General features: G+C 63.2%; 14 protein-coding genes, 2 tRNA genes and 2 rRNA genes (1 of these 18 cut by a window edge). 3 read left to right on the forward strand and 15 right to left on the reverse strand.

The window, feature by feature from the left end:
• The 5 genes from AC6UUM_RS00070 to AC6UUM_RS00090 all read right to left on the reverse strand — a co-directional run.
• Positions 1-382: ribosomal RNA gene (locus tag AC6UUM_RS00070) — 23S ribosomal RNA — on the reverse strand; it reaches 2,407 nt to the left of the window's first position.
• Positions 383-607: 225 nt separating this feature from the next.
• Positions 608-683, reverse strand: a tRNA-Ala gene (locus AC6UUM_RS00075).
• Between the two features lie 35 nt (positions 684-718).
• Positions 719-793 (reverse strand) — tRNA-Ile (locus AC6UUM_RS00080).
• A 169-nt stretch (positions 794-962) separates the two neighbouring features.
• A 16S ribosomal RNA gene (locus tag AC6UUM_RS00085) occupies positions 963-2,449 on the reverse strand.
• Together the 16S and 23S rRNA genes with 2 tRNA genes alongside form the textbook arrangement of a ribosomal RNA operon.
• Before the next feature lie 800 nt (positions 2,450-3,249).
• The gene (locus tag AC6UUM_RS00090; protein ID WP_500803329.1) at positions 3,250-3,669 is read right to left on the reverse strand and encodes a CBS domain-containing protein; all 420 of its coding nucleotides are present in this window, start codon (positions 3,667-3,669) and stop codon (positions 3,250-3,252) included.
• 95 nt (positions 3,670-3,764) lie between these two features.
• Between AC6UUM_RS00090 and AC6UUM_RS00095 the strand changes: the two genes are divergently transcribed.
• A complete protein-coding gene (locus AC6UUM_RS00095; protein ID WP_500803330.1) occupies positions 3,765-4,058 on the forward strand; it encodes a hypothetical protein in 294 nt (97 codons plus the stop codon).
• A 34-nt stretch (positions 4,059-4,092) separates the two neighbouring features.
• Here the strand turns inward: AC6UUM_RS00095 and AC6UUM_RS00100 are convergent, their stop codons facing one another.
• The 7 genes from AC6UUM_RS00100 to AC6UUM_RS00130 form a co-directional block, all read right to left on the reverse strand.
• Positions 4,093-5,031 (reverse strand): DUF4167 domain-containing protein, encoded by a 939-nt coding sequence (locus tag AC6UUM_RS00100; RefSeq protein WP_500803331.1) that lies wholly within the window; start codon positions 5,029-5,031, stop codon positions 4,093-4,095.
• A gap of 280 nt (positions 5,032-5,311) precedes the next feature.
• Positions 5,312-6,115 carry an SDR family NAD(P)-dependent oxidoreductase gene (locus tag AC6UUM_RS00105; RefSeq protein ID WP_500803332.1) on the reverse strand — a complete coding sequence of 268 codons (804 nt, stop codon included), beginning with the start codon at positions 6,113-6,115 and terminating at the stop codon, positions 5,312-5,314.
• On the reverse strand, positions 6,112-6,798 hold the full coding sequence (locus tag AC6UUM_RS00110) for an NnrU family protein (protein ID WP_500803333.1): 687 nt from the start codon (positions 6,796-6,798) through the stop codon (positions 6,112-6,114). Before AC6UUM_RS00110 ends, AC6UUM_RS00105 begins: the two co-directional genes overlap by 4 nt.
• 30 nt (positions 6,799-6,828) lie before the next feature.
• Positions 6,829-8,124 carry an amidohydrolase family protein gene (locus AC6UUM_RS00115; RefSeq protein WP_500803334.1) on the reverse strand — a complete coding sequence of 432 codons (1,296 nt, stop codon included), beginning with the start codon at positions 8,122-8,124 and terminating at the stop codon, positions 6,829-6,831.
• The gene (locus AC6UUM_RS00120; protein ID WP_500803335.1) at positions 8,121-9,542 is read right to left on the reverse strand and encodes an amidohydrolase; all 1,422 of its coding nucleotides are present in this window, start codon (positions 9,540-9,542) and stop codon (positions 8,121-8,123) included. The genes AC6UUM_RS00115 and AC6UUM_RS00120 overlap by 4 nt, the downstream gene beginning before the upstream one ends.
• 70 nt (positions 9,543-9,612) lie before the next feature.
• A complete protein-coding gene (locus AC6UUM_RS00125) occupies positions 9,613-11,373 on the reverse strand; it encodes a peptide MFS transporter (protein WP_500803336.1) in 1,761 nt (586 codons plus the stop codon).
• A 69-nt stretch (positions 11,374-11,442) separates the two neighbouring features.
• Positions 11,443-12,027 carry a hypothetical protein gene (locus AC6UUM_RS00130; RefSeq protein WP_500803337.1) on the reverse strand — a complete coding sequence of 195 codons (585 nt, stop codon included), beginning with the start codon at positions 12,025-12,027 and terminating at the stop codon, positions 11,443-11,445.
• Between the two features lie 130 nt (positions 12,028-12,157).
• On the opposite strand from AC6UUM_RS00130, the gene AC6UUM_RS00135 reads away from it, so the two are divergent.
• Positions 12,158-13,372: a metal-dependent hydrolase family protein gene (locus tag AC6UUM_RS00135; protein WP_500803338.1), complete on the forward strand. Its 1,215-nt coding sequence runs from the start codon at positions 12,158-12,160 to the stop codon at positions 13,370-13,372.
• A complete protein-coding gene (locus AC6UUM_RS00140) occupies positions 13,372-13,962 on the forward strand; it encodes a nitroreductase family protein (RefSeq protein WP_500804868.1) in 591 nt (196 codons plus the stop codon). Before AC6UUM_RS00135 ends, AC6UUM_RS00140 begins: the two co-directional genes overlap by 1 nt.
• Here AC6UUM_RS00140 and AC6UUM_RS00145 read toward each other — a convergent pair whose 3' ends face one another.
• Genes AC6UUM_RS00145 through AC6UUM_RS00155 form a run of 3 tightly spaced genes read right to left on the reverse strand, consistent with a single transcriptional unit; the run spans position 13,963 to position 15,794 of the window.
• A complete protein-coding gene (locus AC6UUM_RS00145) occupies positions 13,963-14,640 on the reverse strand; it encodes a head GIN domain-containing protein (RefSeq protein ID WP_500803339.1) in 678 nt (225 codons plus the stop codon).
• Between the two features lie 56 nt (positions 14,641-14,696).
• Entirely contained in the window at positions 14,697-15,239 is a 543-nt protein-coding gene (locus AC6UUM_RS00150; protein WP_500803340.1) for a hypothetical protein, read from the reverse strand.
• 51 nt (positions 15,240-15,290) lie between these two features.
• Positions 15,291-15,794 carry a CarD family transcriptional regulator gene (locus AC6UUM_RS00155; protein WP_353200294.1) on the reverse strand — a complete coding sequence of 168 codons (504 nt, stop codon included), beginning with the start codon at positions 15,792-15,794 and terminating at the stop codon, positions 15,291-15,293.
• Between the last annotated feature and the right edge of the window lie 225 nt (positions 15,795-16,019).

Here is a 16,019-nt window from a genome sequence, read left to right on the forward strand (position 1 = left end):
TTGACGCATACGGGGCTATCACCCGCTTTGGCCGACGTTTCCAAGTCGTTCTGCTGATTTCGATCAGACCACTGGCCTGGTCCGCGTTCGCTCGCCACTACTAACGGAGTCTCGGTTGATGTCCTTTCCTCCAGGTACTGAGATGTTTCAGTTCCCCGGGTTCGCTTCTCCATAGCTATGTATTCACTATGGGATAATCTGATCATTTAACGTCGTACGATCAGAAGATCATACGAAATTAAATGAAGAGATTGGGTTTCCCCATTCGGAAATCTGCGGGTCAAAGGTTGCTCACACCTCACCACAGCTTATCGCAGCGTGCCACGTCCTTCATCGCCTGTGCATGCCAAGGCATCCACCAAATGCCCTTACCTCACGCTTGAAGACCCGCACCACCAACGACATCACTGTCGCTGGCCTTGCGGCCATCAAACGATCATTCTGTTCGGCACCGTATCCCCCAAGGCGGAAGACACGATGCCCCACGGCATCGTTCAAATATCCATTCACAATATCAAATATCACCGCGGCAGCCGTAGCTGCCCGGTAATTCGGGTTCCTCATTCTGGAAATCTCTTGCTGCGCTGCACCTGAACGGTGCTGCGGTTGGTGGAGCCTATCGGGATCGAACCGATGACCTCAAGCTTGCAAAGCTAGCGCTCTCCCAACTGAGCTAAGGCCCCATAACGCGATCGGCATAGAACCAATCAAAGCGCAATGGTGGGCCGGGAAGGATTTGAACCTTCGGCCACACGCTTATCAAGCGTGTGCTCTACCCCTGAGCTACCGGCCCCTACCCATTGCGGGTGCGCTGCGCCAAATGACACAGCCCAGCTGCAATACGAACAGGGCCGTAGCACGCGGCGTTTCCAGAATGAAGGGACATGAGGGCGGCGGTAATGTTCTTTGGAACGTCTGACGCACTTCCCAGCGAGCCGGGCGCAGTACAGACAAGTCCTTAGAAAGGAGGTGATCCAGCCGCAGGTTCCCCTACGGCTACCTTGTTACGACTTCACCCCAGTCACTGAACCGACCGTGGTCAGCTGCCTCCCTTGCGGGTTAGCCCACTGCCTTCGGGTCAATCCAACTCCCATGGTGTGACGGGCGGTGTGTACAAGGCCTGGGAACGTATTCACCGCGGCATGCTGATCCGCGATTACTAGCGATTCCGCCTTCATGCTCTCGAGTTGCAGAGAACAATCCGAACTGAGACGGCTTTTTGAGATTAGCTCACCCTCGCGGGATTGCAGCCCATTGTCACCGCCATTGTAGCACGTGTGTAGCCCAGCGTGTAAGGGCCATGAGGACTTGACGTCATCCCCACCTTCCTCCGGCTTATCACCGGCGGTTCCTTTAGAGTCCCCAACTGAATGATGGTAACTAAAGGCGAGGGTTGCGCTCGTTGCGGGACTTAACCCAACATCTCACGACACGAGCTGACGACAGCCATGCAGCACCTGTCTGCAAGTCTCTTGCGAGAAGAAATCCATCTCTGGAAATCGTCCTGCGATGTCAAACGCTGGTAAGGTTCTGCGCGTTGCTTCGAATTAAACCACATGCTCCACCGCTTGTGCAGGCCCCCGTCAATTCCTTTGAGTTTTAACCTTGCGGCCGTACTCCCCAGGCGGATAACTTAATGCGTTAGCTGCGCCACTGCAGCTCAAAGAGCCGCAACAGCTAGTTATCATCGTTTACGGCGTGGACTACCAGGGTATCTAATCCTGTTTGCTCCCCACGCTTTCGTACCTCAGCGTCAACAATGGTCCAGTGAGCCGCCTTCGCCACTGGTGTTCTTCCGAATATCTACGAATTTCACCTCTACACTCGGAATTCCACTCACCTCTCCCATGTTCAAGCTACCTAGTTTCAAAGGCAGTTCTGGAGTTGAGCTCCAGGCTTTCACCTCTGACTTGAATAGCCGCCTACGTACGCTTTACGCCCAGTGATTCCGAACAACGCTAGCCCCCTCCGTATTACCGCGGCTGCTGGCACGGAGTTAGCCGGGGCTTATTCTCCCGGTACGGTCATTATCATCCCGGGTAAAAGAGCTTTACAACCCGAAGGCCTTCTTCACTCACGCGGCATTGCTGGATCAGGCTTTCGCCCATTGTCCAATATTCCCCACTGCTGCCTCCCGTAGGAGTCTGGGCCGTGTCTCAGTCCCAGTGTGGCTGATCATCCTCTCAGACCAGCTAAGGATCGTAGCCTTGGTGAGCCTTTACCTCACCAACTAGCTAATCCTACGCGGGCTCATCCCTGGGCGATAAATCTTTGGTCCGAAGACATCATACGGTATTAGCAGTAATTTCTCACTGTTATTCCGTACCCAAGGGCAGATTCCCACGCGTTACGCACCCGTGCGCCACTAAGCCCGAAGGCTTCGTTCGACTTGCATGTGTTAGGCATGCCGCCAGCGTTCGTTCTGAGCCAGGATCAAACTCTCAAGTTCATGCGACCAGCTGCTACGGGGAAAACCGTTTGCAACTGACCGTTCGTTCAGGAGCTTATTCTGTCTGCACAACATCACTAACGTACCGGCAATAAGCCGGTGTGCTTTGTGGTATTGAGACATATAAGCTTTGGTTTAACCACGGCACTCGGAACCTGAAATCCCGAACCGTGGACCGCCGCCCACATGTCCCTTCATTTTAACCTACAATGAGAAAGAGCGACACCTGCCTGCCTCCTGGTTACCCAGGTTCCAGACCGGTGTCTTTTTCGATGTCGGCGGCGAACGCTTTGCCCAGTTGAGGGCGGTGGGTTCGTCGTCGGCGACGGAGGCGGCTTATGGTCCGCTCGAAAGTCTCCGTCAACAACTTTTTTTCGTTTTCTTTCCGATTGCTCGGAAGGTCCGAAGTTCCCGGAACCACAATGATTGTCTGCCCACTTTTCGGGTGGGTCAAGGCGACCATCGCTGTTGTCTTGGCTTTCGGCGGGAACCGCTGGTTCTCGTCGGCCGGGAGCGCTCCTCTATGGGCGGTCCCCCGGACTGGCAAGGCGTTTTTTGCATATTCGTGAAATTTTCTGTCCCATCCTTGGAAGAACCGAACCCTGTCCCTGTGTAGCACCCGGTCTGTGGATGTGGTTCTGACCCTCCAAAGCCGGCCATTTCGCCGAATCGGCGGAACGAATCGTCCGCAATATGGTTGATGCCGGCTTCGGGAATCGGGTCGGAACCCCGGATTCGCAGCTATTGCCCCCTTGGTTGCCGCACACGGGTCCCGAATCGTTGCCTCGGCGCCGGCACAATCAGCTGGCGATATAGTGCTTGAGCGAATCGGCCTCGGCGTCGGCATCCTCGATCCGGCGTTTCACCAGATCGCCGATCGACACCAGGCCAAGCAGCTTGCCATCCTCCACAACCGGCAAATGGCGGAATCGCCGGTCGGTCATGATCGCCAATGCTTCGACCACGCTGATGCGCGGATCGGTGACCACCACCGGGGCGGTCATGATATCCTGCGCGCGCACATCATGCACGGCGACGCCATGCACGTGCAGGCAGCGGCAGATATCCCGCTCACTGACCAGACCCGCAATGGTGTCGCCATCCATCACCAGCACCGCGCCGATTCGATGTTCATGCAGCAGGGCCGCGATCTGGCGGATGGTGGCATCGGGGCCGACGCTGACCAGCGGCTTCTTGTCGACCAGAATCGAACCGATCATGATTCGCCTCCCCTTGATTGGCGCTGTATGCACGCGCCGTGGGCCTGTGATCCGGGCCGAGGATGCGCCCATCCGGTCAGGAAGGCAAAAGATCAGTGACAATCGATAAGGGCCGGGCCGAACCGCAGGGCAAAAGCCCCCGGGCATCCGTCTGGCGGCCGTTCAAGCGCTTGATGGCCATCACCAGCGGGCTGGCAATCGCGGCCGTCGCAGCGGCGCTGGCGTGGCTGCATGCCACCGGCGCACCGCCGCGCTGGGAGCTGTATCTGGCCGTATCGGTGGGTGTGGCCGGCACCTTGCTGCTCACCGGCGCGCTGATGGGCCTGGTGTTCGTTTCCAGCCGATCAGGCCACGACGAATCGATCGATCGCCGCGACGCCGGCGATTGACGCCAGCCTCGCGGCGATTCGATTCAGGCGCGGCTCATTCGGCGGCGGGTTCCACATCGGCAACCACCTTGCGTGGGCGGCCGCGGCGCTTGGGCGCTGCAACTTCGGCTGATTCGTCGGCAATCGCGGCCACGGGCGGCGGTGCTGGCGCAGCGGCCGGCTCCGCCTCGGGATGCCGCAGCGACAGGCGGCGATCGTCTTCACGCGCGGCGCTGCGCGCAGGCTCAGCCCGCGATACCGGCGGCGGCAGGGCCTGCAGCAGCGATTCGCGATCATCGTGGGCTTCGGCGTCATTGCCGGCACGCGGTGCGTCGTCCCGCTCCGGGCGGCGGTCGCGGCGATCGCGCTGCCAATCCCGGCGGTTGCGATTGGCATCCTCGCGGGGGCGCTCTTCACGGGGACGCTCTTCACGGGGGCGATCGTCGGCCGGGCGCTCGGCGCGTGGCCGTTCCTGCCGGTCCTCCTGCGGACGCTCGGTGCGCTGCCGATCACCACGCGGACGATCATCACGCTGCCTGTCTTCACGGGGCCGCTCATCGCGCGGGCGCTCATCGCGCATGCGTTCCGGCGGGCGATCATTATTGCGTTCTTCATCGCGGCGGGCGTCATCGCGGCGCGAACCGCGATCATCCACATCATCGCGGCCATCATCGATGGTGTCGCCGTCACCGTCACCATCCAGGCCGTCATCGTCATAGCCCTGGCCACGGCGCGCGTCGGGCTGGCGATCACGATAATCGCCAAGCAGCCGGAAATAATGTTCGGCATATTGCAGATAATATTCGGCGGTCACCCGGTCGCCGGCCTGCTGCGCATCACGGGCCAGCGCCCGATATTTTTCCAGCAGCTGGGTGGCGTTGCCGCGCTGGCGATTGTCGAGCCGCGGGCCATAATTGTTGCCACCAGCCATTTGCTGCGGGCGCGGGCCATTGTTGCTGCCACCCCGACGCCGGCGCTGGTTGTTTCTGATCAAGATCGCGATCCTCGTTCCTGGCCCGGTCGTGGCCCCACCTGGGCCCGCTGCGGGTGAACTTCAGTGCCTTGCACTTGCCAACAGGCGCCAGCGTCAAGCCGGGTCTGCGGTGGTGCCCGCCTGCGGCTCCGTGGCCAAGAGCGTGGATGCCCCAACAGCCCGGTTACACATGTGCGAAGGCGGGCCTGCTGCATCTGATGCGACGGCTGCCTGATCGGGCCTTAGCCGTGCCAGCGCCATCCGCCAAGGGAAAAACGACGCACGCGCGCCGCCAGCGCGATCAGCGTGCCACCTTGGGCGCCATGCCGGCCATCATCGTGAAACAGCCTTCCGGATTCTGGCGTTTCAGATCGAGCAACTGCATTTCCGGCGCGCCGTCGCGACCGACCGGGATTTCCGGCGTGTCGGCCAGGATGCCGGCAATGATCTGCTGCGCCGCTTCGTGGATGGAAATGCCATCATTCACCGGATCATCACCGGCGCCCTTCTGTGTGCCATCGCCGCGCAGCGCGTTGGCGGCGATGCCGGTGGCGACAAAGCCGGGGGTGAGCACATGCACCTGTACATCATATTGGGCGATTTCGGCGCGCAACGCGTCTGACCAGCCGACCAGCGCATGTTTGGCGGCACAATAACCGGTGCGCAGCGGCGAACCGACCTTGCCGGCCACCGAGGCATTGTTGATGATTCGGCCGCTTCGGCGCGCCACCATCCCCGGCAGCACCAATTGCGTCAGCCGCAACGGCGCGAAGAAATCCACTTCCAGCATGGTGCGATAAACGCTGAAATCCGTATCCAGCGCCAGGCTGCGCTGCGAGATGCCGGCATTGTTGACCAGCCAGTCGATGCCGCCCGTCGCCGCCTCGATTCGCGCCGCGATCGCGGGCAGTGCATCGAGATCGGTGGCTTCGAACGCTTCGACAATCGCGCCGGGACAATCGGCGGCGACGGCGGCCAGCGCATCATGGTTGCGCCCCGACAACACCAGCCGCGCACCCTGCGCGGCCAACGCCAGCGCCAGCCCCTTGCCGATGCCTGATGACGCGCCGGTGATCCAGATTGCCTTGCCGTTCACATCGCTCATTGCATGTAACTCCACCCTGCGGCGGGAACGCCGATCAACCAACTATGGCCCCAGCCCAGAAACAGGAACCACGCCGCCGCGCCGCCCAGCACCGGCACCAGGCCGGGCCACAGCGCGCTGGCCGGCTGGCGGCCGCCCAGGATGGCCGCAAACGGCACATGGCTGGTGCGCGCCATATGTGCACCATAGGCGCTGTCTTGGCCTTGTTTCTTTACATCCTGCATCACCGTGCCGATCAGCGCCAAGGCGGCAATTCCACTGGCCAGGATGATGGTGCGCGGATCGGCGGTCATCACCACATGCACCCCGGCCCAGATCACGAAGCTCCACATCATCGGGTGGCGGGTGATGCGCTGCATGCCCTTGGGTTCCCCCTTCACGCCCGGCATCATCGACGGGTTTGGCGCCGTCACCGACCCCACAAACAGGATGAAGGCGATCAGCATGGCCACCAGTGATGGCCCATAGGCCCAGGCCGGCGTGTCCCACAGCCGCGCCCCCGGAATCTGCCGCCACAATTGCACCGCGCCGCCCAGCGTGGCGATCGCCACCAGCGAATAGACAATCGCAAAGCCGCCCGCGCCCAACCGCGCCACGAGGGGGGCGCGCAGCGGATGCGCGAGCAGTTCATGGGTCAGGACAAACGCCCCGACCAACAGGCCAAGCAGCACCAGATCAGGCACGATCAATCCCCTCCTGCCGGATGGCAGATGTCAGCGCGGATATTGCAACGGCAGATCGGTGCGGCCAAGCGTCTTGTAGCGCTGCGCCAATTCGCTCTGCCGGCTGGTCAGCGGCTGCGCCACGCCATCGATCCAGACATTGATGGGCGTGCTGGTCAATTCCAGCGGATCGCCATCCCAGATCACCACATCGGCGCGCTTGCCGACCTCCAGCGTGCCGGTGTCGGACAGGCCGAGCACGCGCGCCGGATTGGCGGTGATGCTGGCCAGCGCCTGCGCCTTCGTCAGCCCCTTGCCGCCGGGAATCAGCCCCTGCGCCACGGCATTGCCGGCATAGCCCGGCAGATTGACCGGTGTGGTGCCGCCGATACCGCCGAGCGGCCCCAGCACGACCGTCACACCCGCCGCCTGCAACACACCGGCATTGTTGCGCGAGGCTGCCAGCCCTTCGAAATCATCGGGCAAATCATAAAGACTGTGGGTGATCACCGGCACACCGGCCTTAGCAATGTCCTTGGCGACCAGCCAAGCTTCGCGCGCGCCGACCAGCACCGGGCGCAGCGCTGGATAGCGCGCCTTCAGTTTCAGCACTTCGATGATGTCGGCAGCGCGTTCGGCATGCACCATCAGGGCCTGCGTGCCGCCAATCACCGGCAGCAACGCCTCCACATCACGGCGCTTCAATAGCGAGCCCGAATCCTCGCCGCCAATGCTCGCGGCCGGGTTGGCCGCCAGCCGTTTGGCGGCATCGAGCAGGCCCAGGAGCTGCGCATAGGCCGCCGGGCGCGAGCCGCCAGCGAGTTGCGCGCCATTTTCGCCCATCTCCACAAATTGAAAGGCCCGCGCGCGAGTGACGGTCGGGCCAGCCGTCGCCAGGCTGAGCAAGGCGCCCTGCCCGCCAAACACCGCGTTGCCGGCATCGGGTACCGCGGCGGCGCGGGTGACTCCGGCCATGCGATAAATGGCAAAATGCAGCGAGCCCGGGTTGATGGCGCCCGCCATGTCCAGCGCCGCCGAATAAGGCGAGGTGCGGGCGGTACCATCGTTGGTCTCACGCACGCCGCCGACTTCGGTGAGGCCGAGATCGCTGGGCACCGCGACGATGCCGGGGGTGACCGGCTGCCCCTTGGCATCGATCACCGTCGCGCCGGCCGGCACGGCCAGGCCAGCGCCGATGGCGGTGATGCGGCCGGCATCGATGATGATGGTGGCATTGCGGATCACCTCTTCCCCGCGGGCGGTGTGCGCGACGGCGTTGGTGATGGCGAACGGCGAGGCGAAGGCCGGCGCGGACGCCAGCAGCGCAAGGATGGCAAGCCGCTTCATTTCACATTCCCTTCACCGGGCTGGCCCAGCTCGAAATCGGCTATCGGCCGGCGTTTGGGATCGCCCCAATCATACATCAGCGCGCCATCGATCCACACATTCATCGGCCGCGCATAGACACTGAATGGTTCGGCCGACCACAGCACGACATCGGCGGCCTTGCCGACCTCCAGGCTGCCGGTGCGGTCACCGATGCCCAGCCCCTTGGCCGGGTTGAGCGACAGCCAGGTCCACGCCAGTTCCGGCGCAATCGGCAGGCCCAGCCGGCGGCCGGCGGCGATGGCCTTGGCGGCTTCCTGATTGAGGCGCTGGATGCCGTTGGCATCATCGCTGTGCACGATGGCGCAGGCGCCGGCGGCATTCACCAGCGCGATATTCTCGCGGATGCCGTCATAGCTTTCCATCTTGAAGCCATACCAATCCGCCCACATCGCAGAGCAGATGCCCTCCGCCTTCAGCATGTCGGCGATCTTGTAGCTTTCGACCGCATGGTGGAAGGCCGTCACCTTGTAGCCGAACTCGTGGGACATGCTGATGACATTGGCCATTTCATCGGCGCGATAGCAGTGGTTCTGCACCAGGATCTCGCCCGACAGCACACCGGCCAGCGTGTCCAGCGCCAGCTCGCGGCGCGGCGCATCGCCGGGCTTGGCGGTGCCGGCTTCGGCGCGCTTGGTATAATCATCCCAGCGCCGCTTGTAGATGACCGCATCGGACCAGAGCTGGCGGGCGTAGGCGATATTGCCCATGCGCGTGGAGGGCAGCTGGTTGCGACTGCCATAAACGCGCTTGGGGTTTTCGCCGCAGGCCATCTTCAAGCTGTAGGGCGCGCCCGGAAACTTCATTTCCTGCACGCTGCGGCCATAGACGGGTTTCAGGGTGGTGCCGCGCCCGCCGAACAGATTGGCCGATCCGGGCAGCACATGCAGCGCGGTGATGCCGCCGGCCAGCGCGCGGCTGAAACCGGGGTCCTGCGGCCACACGCTGTGTTCGGCCCATACTTCCGGGCGGGCCGGGCTGGTGGCCTCATTGCCGTCGCTGTGCGCCTGCACGCCGGGGCTGGGATAGACGCCCAAATGACTGTGGATGTCGATGATGCCGGCGGTGACATACTTGCCGGCCGCATCGATCAGCTTGGCGCCGGCCGGGACGGCAACGCTGGCGCCGATTTCGGCAACCTTGCCGTCTTCGATGCGGATCATGCCATTGTCGATGCGCCGCCCGGCCCCGTCATAGATGGTGGCGCCGCGGATCACCGTCGTCACGCCGGGGTAGGGCTTGTACTGGCTGGGGAACGGATCCTTGCCGACCCGGATGACTTCGGGCGGCGGCGGCGGGACTTCGGCTGGCTTGTCCTTGGCGGATGCGGCGGTGGCCAGCGCCAGTATGGCCGTTGCCAGCAGATAGTTCGATCTCATCAACCACGCTCCCCTGTTGGCCATATGCTGGGCCAACCGGGGAGCCGCCGCAACCCCTGCTTTGCGCCGGTTATTTCACCCCGTGCATCAGCTTCTTCAGCAGCGGCGAGATCAACAGCAGCACGCCGCCGATCGCCGCCGAGGCGAGGCCGATGGTCTGGAACACGCCGGCATAGGTATCGAGGCTGACCTTGAGGTTGGTTACCTGCCCGCCCACCGTTTCGACACTGGCGACCTGCGCCACCAGCCCGCCAACATATTGCGCGCAGGCAATGGACACGAACCACAGGCCCATCATCAGCCCGACGATGCGGGCGATCGACAATTTCGTCACCATCGAAAGGCCGACCGGCGAGATCATCAGTTCGGACGCGGAATGAATGAAATACAGGCCGGCGATCCACCAGATGCCGACCTTGAAATCCGGGCCCGCAAATTGCGTGCCCCAGACGAGGAACAGGAATCCGCCGCCAACGCCGGCCAGCGCCATGCCGAACTTCACCGGGATGCCCGGTTCCAGTCCGCGCCGGCCCAGCGCCTGCCACATCAGGCTGAACAGCGGGGCCAGCATGACGATGAAAATGGCATTGAAGAACTGGGTTTGCCCTGGCGAGATTTCGAACAGGCCGAAAATCGACAAATCGGTGTTGCGCGCGGCAAACAAGGTCAGGCTTGATCCGGCCTGTTCGAACAGGGTCCAGAACACGACGTTGAAAACGATGAGGATGATGGCGGCCAGCATCATCTGCCATTCGGCGCGGGTGCCCACCATGATCGACCAGATCGGGATGATGACGACGCAGGCCAGAAAGGTGCCGAACAGCACTTGGCCCAGAATCGGCAGGCCGGCGAGGTAGCCGATGAAGCCGGCGCCTTCGACCGGCGGCGGCGCCGCCATCAGATTGGTGAACAGGAACCACACCAGCGGCACGACGGCGATGGCGCCCAGATAGATGAGCAGATCACGATTGGGCGCATCGGCCGGCGGTTCGCCATAGCCGGCGAGCTTAGGCCCGGCGAACTGGATGAGAAACCAGCTCAAGGCCATGCCCAGCGCGGCGAGCAAAAAGCCGGCCCACCAACCATAGGCATCGGCCAGGAACGGGCAGGCCAGCTGGCTGCCCAACGAGCCGATGTTGATGCCCATATAGAAAATGGTGAAGCCGGCATCGCGGCGGCTATCGCCCTTGGCATAAAGGCTGCCGACCATGGTGGAGATATTGGGTTTGAAGAAGCCGTTGCCGACGGTGACGGCAGACAGGCCGATGAGCATGATGGTGACAAACAGCGCATCGCGCTCCCCGCCGGCTTCGAAGCCGCCCTTGGCAATGCGGCGCGCTTCGCTGCCATCGGCGGCGTTAAGCGAGACGCTGCCATCTTCATTGCCCTTGATCTGGAGTTTCTGGCCTTCGAGCGTGACGAACTGGGCGGAGTCGTTGCCGGATTTTTCGATGGCCACGTCATAGCGCTGGCCGCCGAATTCGGCCCAGGGTTTGGCCGCCTCGCCGCCAAAACACAGGGTGAAATAACCGGCCGCCATCAATATGGCCCCGAATTTCACTGCCTTCTTCGATCCCAGATAGCGATCGGCCAACAGGCCGCCGACCAACGGGGTGAGATAAACGAGCGCGGTGAAGCCGCCATAGAGACCGGTGACGGTCTGATCCGAAAACAGGAAATGATTGGCGAGATAGAGGGTGAGCAACGCCCGCATGCCATAATAGCCGAAGCGTTCCATGGCTTCGGTGGTGAACAGCCGCGCCAGCTGCGCCGGGTGGCCGAACCATTGCGGGCGGGTGTCGGCCACGGCTGCGCTCGCATTCTCGTTCAAATCGCGTCTCCCTTTCGCTGGTGATAGCCGCCGATGGCGGTTCCGCCAAGCGCGCAGCCGACCTGCAGCCTATTGGGGGACCTGATTGATAAAGCCGCGGGTCGTCGTGGTGGGATCAAGAAACGCATAACCCTGCACAGCCAGTGCGTCATGGCGGATATCGGGATTGCCAAGACCGGGAATCATCAACTGATAGGCTGCCCCGCCGCCCAGTTCACCACCGGTCATCTGCCCCTGGCTGGTCGACTGCACCGGGCGGCCGATTCCGCCATAAGCCAGCAAAGGCGCCGTCAGCCTGGCCTGAACCAAAAACGCCAGGTTGCTCCACTCTGGCGGCACGATGCACTTGCGCCGCACGACAGCAGCAACCGGCAGCCCCTTCAGATCGGCGAGGTGCTCAAGCGGCTGGTAATCCGACCAACGCAGCCACCATTCGCCCGCGATTGCATTCGCCGGGTGCCCGGATGAGGCAAAGCGCACGACGATGCTGCCGGCTGCCAATTCGACCCGTTCCGGTGCGATCATCCCGCCGTTTGGCGACGGCGAATCCACTCCCTTTTCCAGCGCCTTGAAATGGCTGTTCAAATCCCGGCCCAAGGCCTTCTGCAGGGCAAAATCCTTTTCAAAGAAGCGTTGATTGAGAAAGTCGGCCATGAATTTCTCCTTCCTGCCAACGCGAGCCCGCACAATTGATTGCACAAAGCCCGGCGCTCGTGAATGTTGCGCAGTCGGGCTGGCACGACAAGGGAATAGCATGTTCTACAGGCACATGATTGCGGCAGGCATGGCCGGATGGGCAGTCGTGGCCGGCGCCAATCCGGTGCTGCTGGTGCCGGATCGGGTGTTCGATGGCGAGGCGATGCACGAAGGCTGGCAGGTACTGGTGGATGGCGCGAAGATCGTCGCGGCTGGCGCGGCGCTGAACGTGCCGGCCAATGCCACACGCATGGCCCTGCCTGGCCACACGCTGATGCCCGGCATGATCGAAGGCCACAGCCATCTGTTGCTCCACCCCTATGATGCAGTGCCGTGGGACGATCAGGTGCTGAAGGAGAGCGAGGCCTATCGCGTCGCGCGTGCAACCGTGCATGCCAAGGCGACGCTGATGGCCGGCTTCACCACGGCGCGCGATCTGGGCACGGAGGGGGCTGGCACCGCCGATGTCGGGCTGAAGCGCGCGATCAACGAAGGGCAGATTCCCGGGCCACGCCTGATCATCGCGACGAGGGCCATTGTCGCGCCGGGCAGCTATGCCCCCAAGAATGATGCCTGGGCGGTGCCGCAGGGAGCCGAAGAAGCCGATGGGCCGAATCTGGTCAGCGCGGTGCGCCGGCAGATCGGCGCCGGGGCCGATGTGGTGAAGCTCTATGGCGATTATCGCTGGCGGCCCGGCGAAGGCAGCCGGCCGACCTTCAGCCAGGCCGAAATCGCCGCTGCGGTCGCCGCTGCACACGATGCCGGCCGGCAGGTCGCGGTGCACGCCAACACCGCCGAGGCCATGCGCCGTGCCGCGCTGGCCGGGGTGGATGTGATCGAACATGGCAGCGAAGGCACGGCAGAGGTGTTTGCGCTGATGGCAACGAAGAAGGTGGCGCTGTGCCCGACACTGGCGGCCGGCGATGCGATTGCGCGCTATCGCGGCTGGAACGGGCAGGAACCGGCGCCGGCGGCGGTGACCGAAGACCGGGCGGCCTTTGCGCTGGCAATGAAAGCTGGCGTGCCGATCTGCATGGGCGGCGATGTCGGGGTGTTTGCCCATGGCACCAATGCCCGCGAAATGCTGTTGATGGCAAAGGCCGGCATGCCGAACGCGCAAGTGCTGTTTGCCGCCACCGCCGGCAATGCCCGCTGGTTCGGGCTGGCGGATCGCGGCCGGGTGGCGGCCGGGCTGCTGGCCGATCTGGTGGCGGTGCCGGGCAATCCGGTGAATGACCTCAGCGCCGTGACGCGCGTGGGTTTCGTGATGAAGGCCGGGGTTGTGGAGAAGGCGGCACCATGATGGACGGGTTCAACAATGGGGCCAGCGTGGCCAGCCTGCTCGCCACCCGCCGGTCGGGCAAGGCGCGCGAAATGGCCGACCCCGGCCCCGATGCCGCGCAGCTGCAGGCCATCCTGCATGCGGCGTCGCGGGTGCCGGACCATGGCAAGCTCAATCCCTGGCGATTCGTCGTGATCGAGGATCGCACGGCATTTTCCGATGCGCTGCTCGGCATTTACCAGGCCGGCAAACCCGCTGCCGGCCGGCTGGAGCTGGAAGCGGTGACGCAGTTCGGGGGGCATGCGCCCTGCCTCGTGGTGGTGCTGTCCAGCCCCAAGCCCAGCCATATTCCAGTTTGGGAACAGGAGCTTTCGGTGGGCGCCGCCTGCCAGAATCTGCTGCTGGCAGCGCATGGCCAGGGCTTTGTCGGCAACTGGCTGACCGGCTGGGCGGCCTATGATCCAGCCGTGCTGGCGTTGCTGGGCGGCGCCGCGCCGGAGCGGATTGCCGGGTTTTTCTTCATTGGCACGCAGGCGCGGCCGCTGGAGGAACGGCCGCGGCCCGATCCGGCCGCCGTCATCAGCCGTTGGCCCCCAGAACCTGTCGGCTGATCAGCTGCAGCGCACCTCGCCGCTGCCGGCGACCTTCTTGGTGCAGCGGCCGCCGCCGGTGACGGTCACATCGCCCGATCCGGCCACGCTCACCGTCGCTTGACCCGAAACATGGGCGCTGACGTCGCCCGATCCGGCGACGCTGATCGCGGCGTTGGTGCAGCGCAGGGCCGACGCGTCGGCATTGCCGCTGCCCGCCACCCGCAGGTTCAGCGCGCCGCAGCGGCCAGCCACAGCCGCATCACCGCTGCCGGAAATGGCGATGTCGGCCGTCTTCGTATCGAGATTGGCGATCCTGGCATTGCCCGAACCGCTGATCTTCAGGCCGAACTGGTCGCCGGCGCCACGATCGGCGGTCACATCGGCCGAACCGGCGATCACCAGGCCGTGCAGCGCCGGCAGCGTTACGATCACCTGCACATCCTTGCCGCCCCAATTCCACATACTGCGCTTGCGGCCGATCTTCAGCACGCCGCCTTCCACTTTGATATCAAGCTGGTCGAGATCGCTGGCGGCGCCATCGGCCGCCACCGCGAAACTGCCCTGTTTGACGGTGACATTGTCGCTGCCCGCCACGGCGATCTTGTCAAAGCCGCTCAACGGGAAGCGGCGCTGTTCCGCCAGCGCCGGGGTAGCAACAGAGGCCGCAAGGGCGAGCAACAGGGCGGTACGGATCATGGCGGGGCTCCTTTGTGTATTATTCAAACAATACACGAAGATTGATCCTGCGCAAGTCAGCGTTTGGCGCGGACGAATTCCAAGCCGAAAATATTGATTTCAATCACGAAAAAACAGATGATCCAGATGGCGCCGTCCCAGAAATCCAGCCAGGCACCTTCGATCCACCACAGCACCGCGCAGACGAAGGTGATCAGGTACAAGGTCCAGCGCAGTGTCGATCGGCTCAACCCGCGCGAGCCGCGCGGGTAGAACAGATCCACCCAGATCAGCGCCGAAATGCCGAGCCACGCCACCGCATTGGCGATCTCCACAGGATCGCGGATGTCGAGATAATGCGACAGGGCAAACAGCGCGCAGGCGTAGCCGACAAGTTCGCAACCCAGCGCTGGCAGGCTGATGCGGGTCAGAGCCTCACCCGGCGGCAAGCGCCCGGTTTCCCATTCGAACACGCCAAGGATGATGATCCAGCCGATCTGATCAATGGCCTTGGGCGCCAGCACATCGCCGGCGGCCAGAATGAACAGCCCAACATTGGCGAGCAAGGCCGCATAGACTGCGGCCTTGAACGCCTGGAACCAGAGCAATTTGCTGGACAATGCCGGGGATGGGCCGGGGCTGGGCCGGGACTGATCAGATCAGCGATCGGATCAGGCGGCTTTCAGCACCTGTTCGATCTTCTGCTGGGCGGCCGGCTCGTCGATGTTTTCCATCGCCGCCAGTTCGCGTGCCAGGCGGCCGATGGCCGCTTCGTAAATCTGGCGCTCCGAATAGCTTTGCTCGGGCTGATCTTCGGCGCGGTGCAGATCGCGCACCACTTCGGCGATGCTCACCAGATCACCGGAATTGATCTTGGCTTCATATTCCTGGGCGCGGCGCGACCACATGGTGCGTTTGATGCGCGGCCGACCCTTCAGGGTGGTCAGCGCCTCGTTCATGGTTGCCTGGCTCGACAGCTTGCGCATGCCGACGCTTTCGACCTTGTTCATCGGCACCCGCAGCGTCATCCGCTCCTTTTCGAAGCGCAGCACGAAAAGATCGAGCGCGACTCCAGCGATTTCCTGATGCTGGATCTCCACGACACGGCCAACGCCATGCTTGGGATAGACAACATAGTCGCCGACTTCGAAACCGAGCGGTTTGGCAAGTGCCATTGATCCATGTCCTTTTATTCTGCGCGGCAGCCGGGCCAAATCACGGACAACGCTGGCTAAGTTCACCAGCAGTTGCGACAACGCGAGTTTGGCCTATCATGCTGACTGCCTGCCCTTGTTCCAGACCGTGGCCCGGCATCCGCCCGGCAGGTGGGCGCGGTGATGTCGGAACCGGCGATAGGCTGTGGCGTTGACCAACAACCATTTGCGCTCCCTATCAGAAAC

The organism is Sandarakinorhabdus sp., assembly GCF_987265915.1.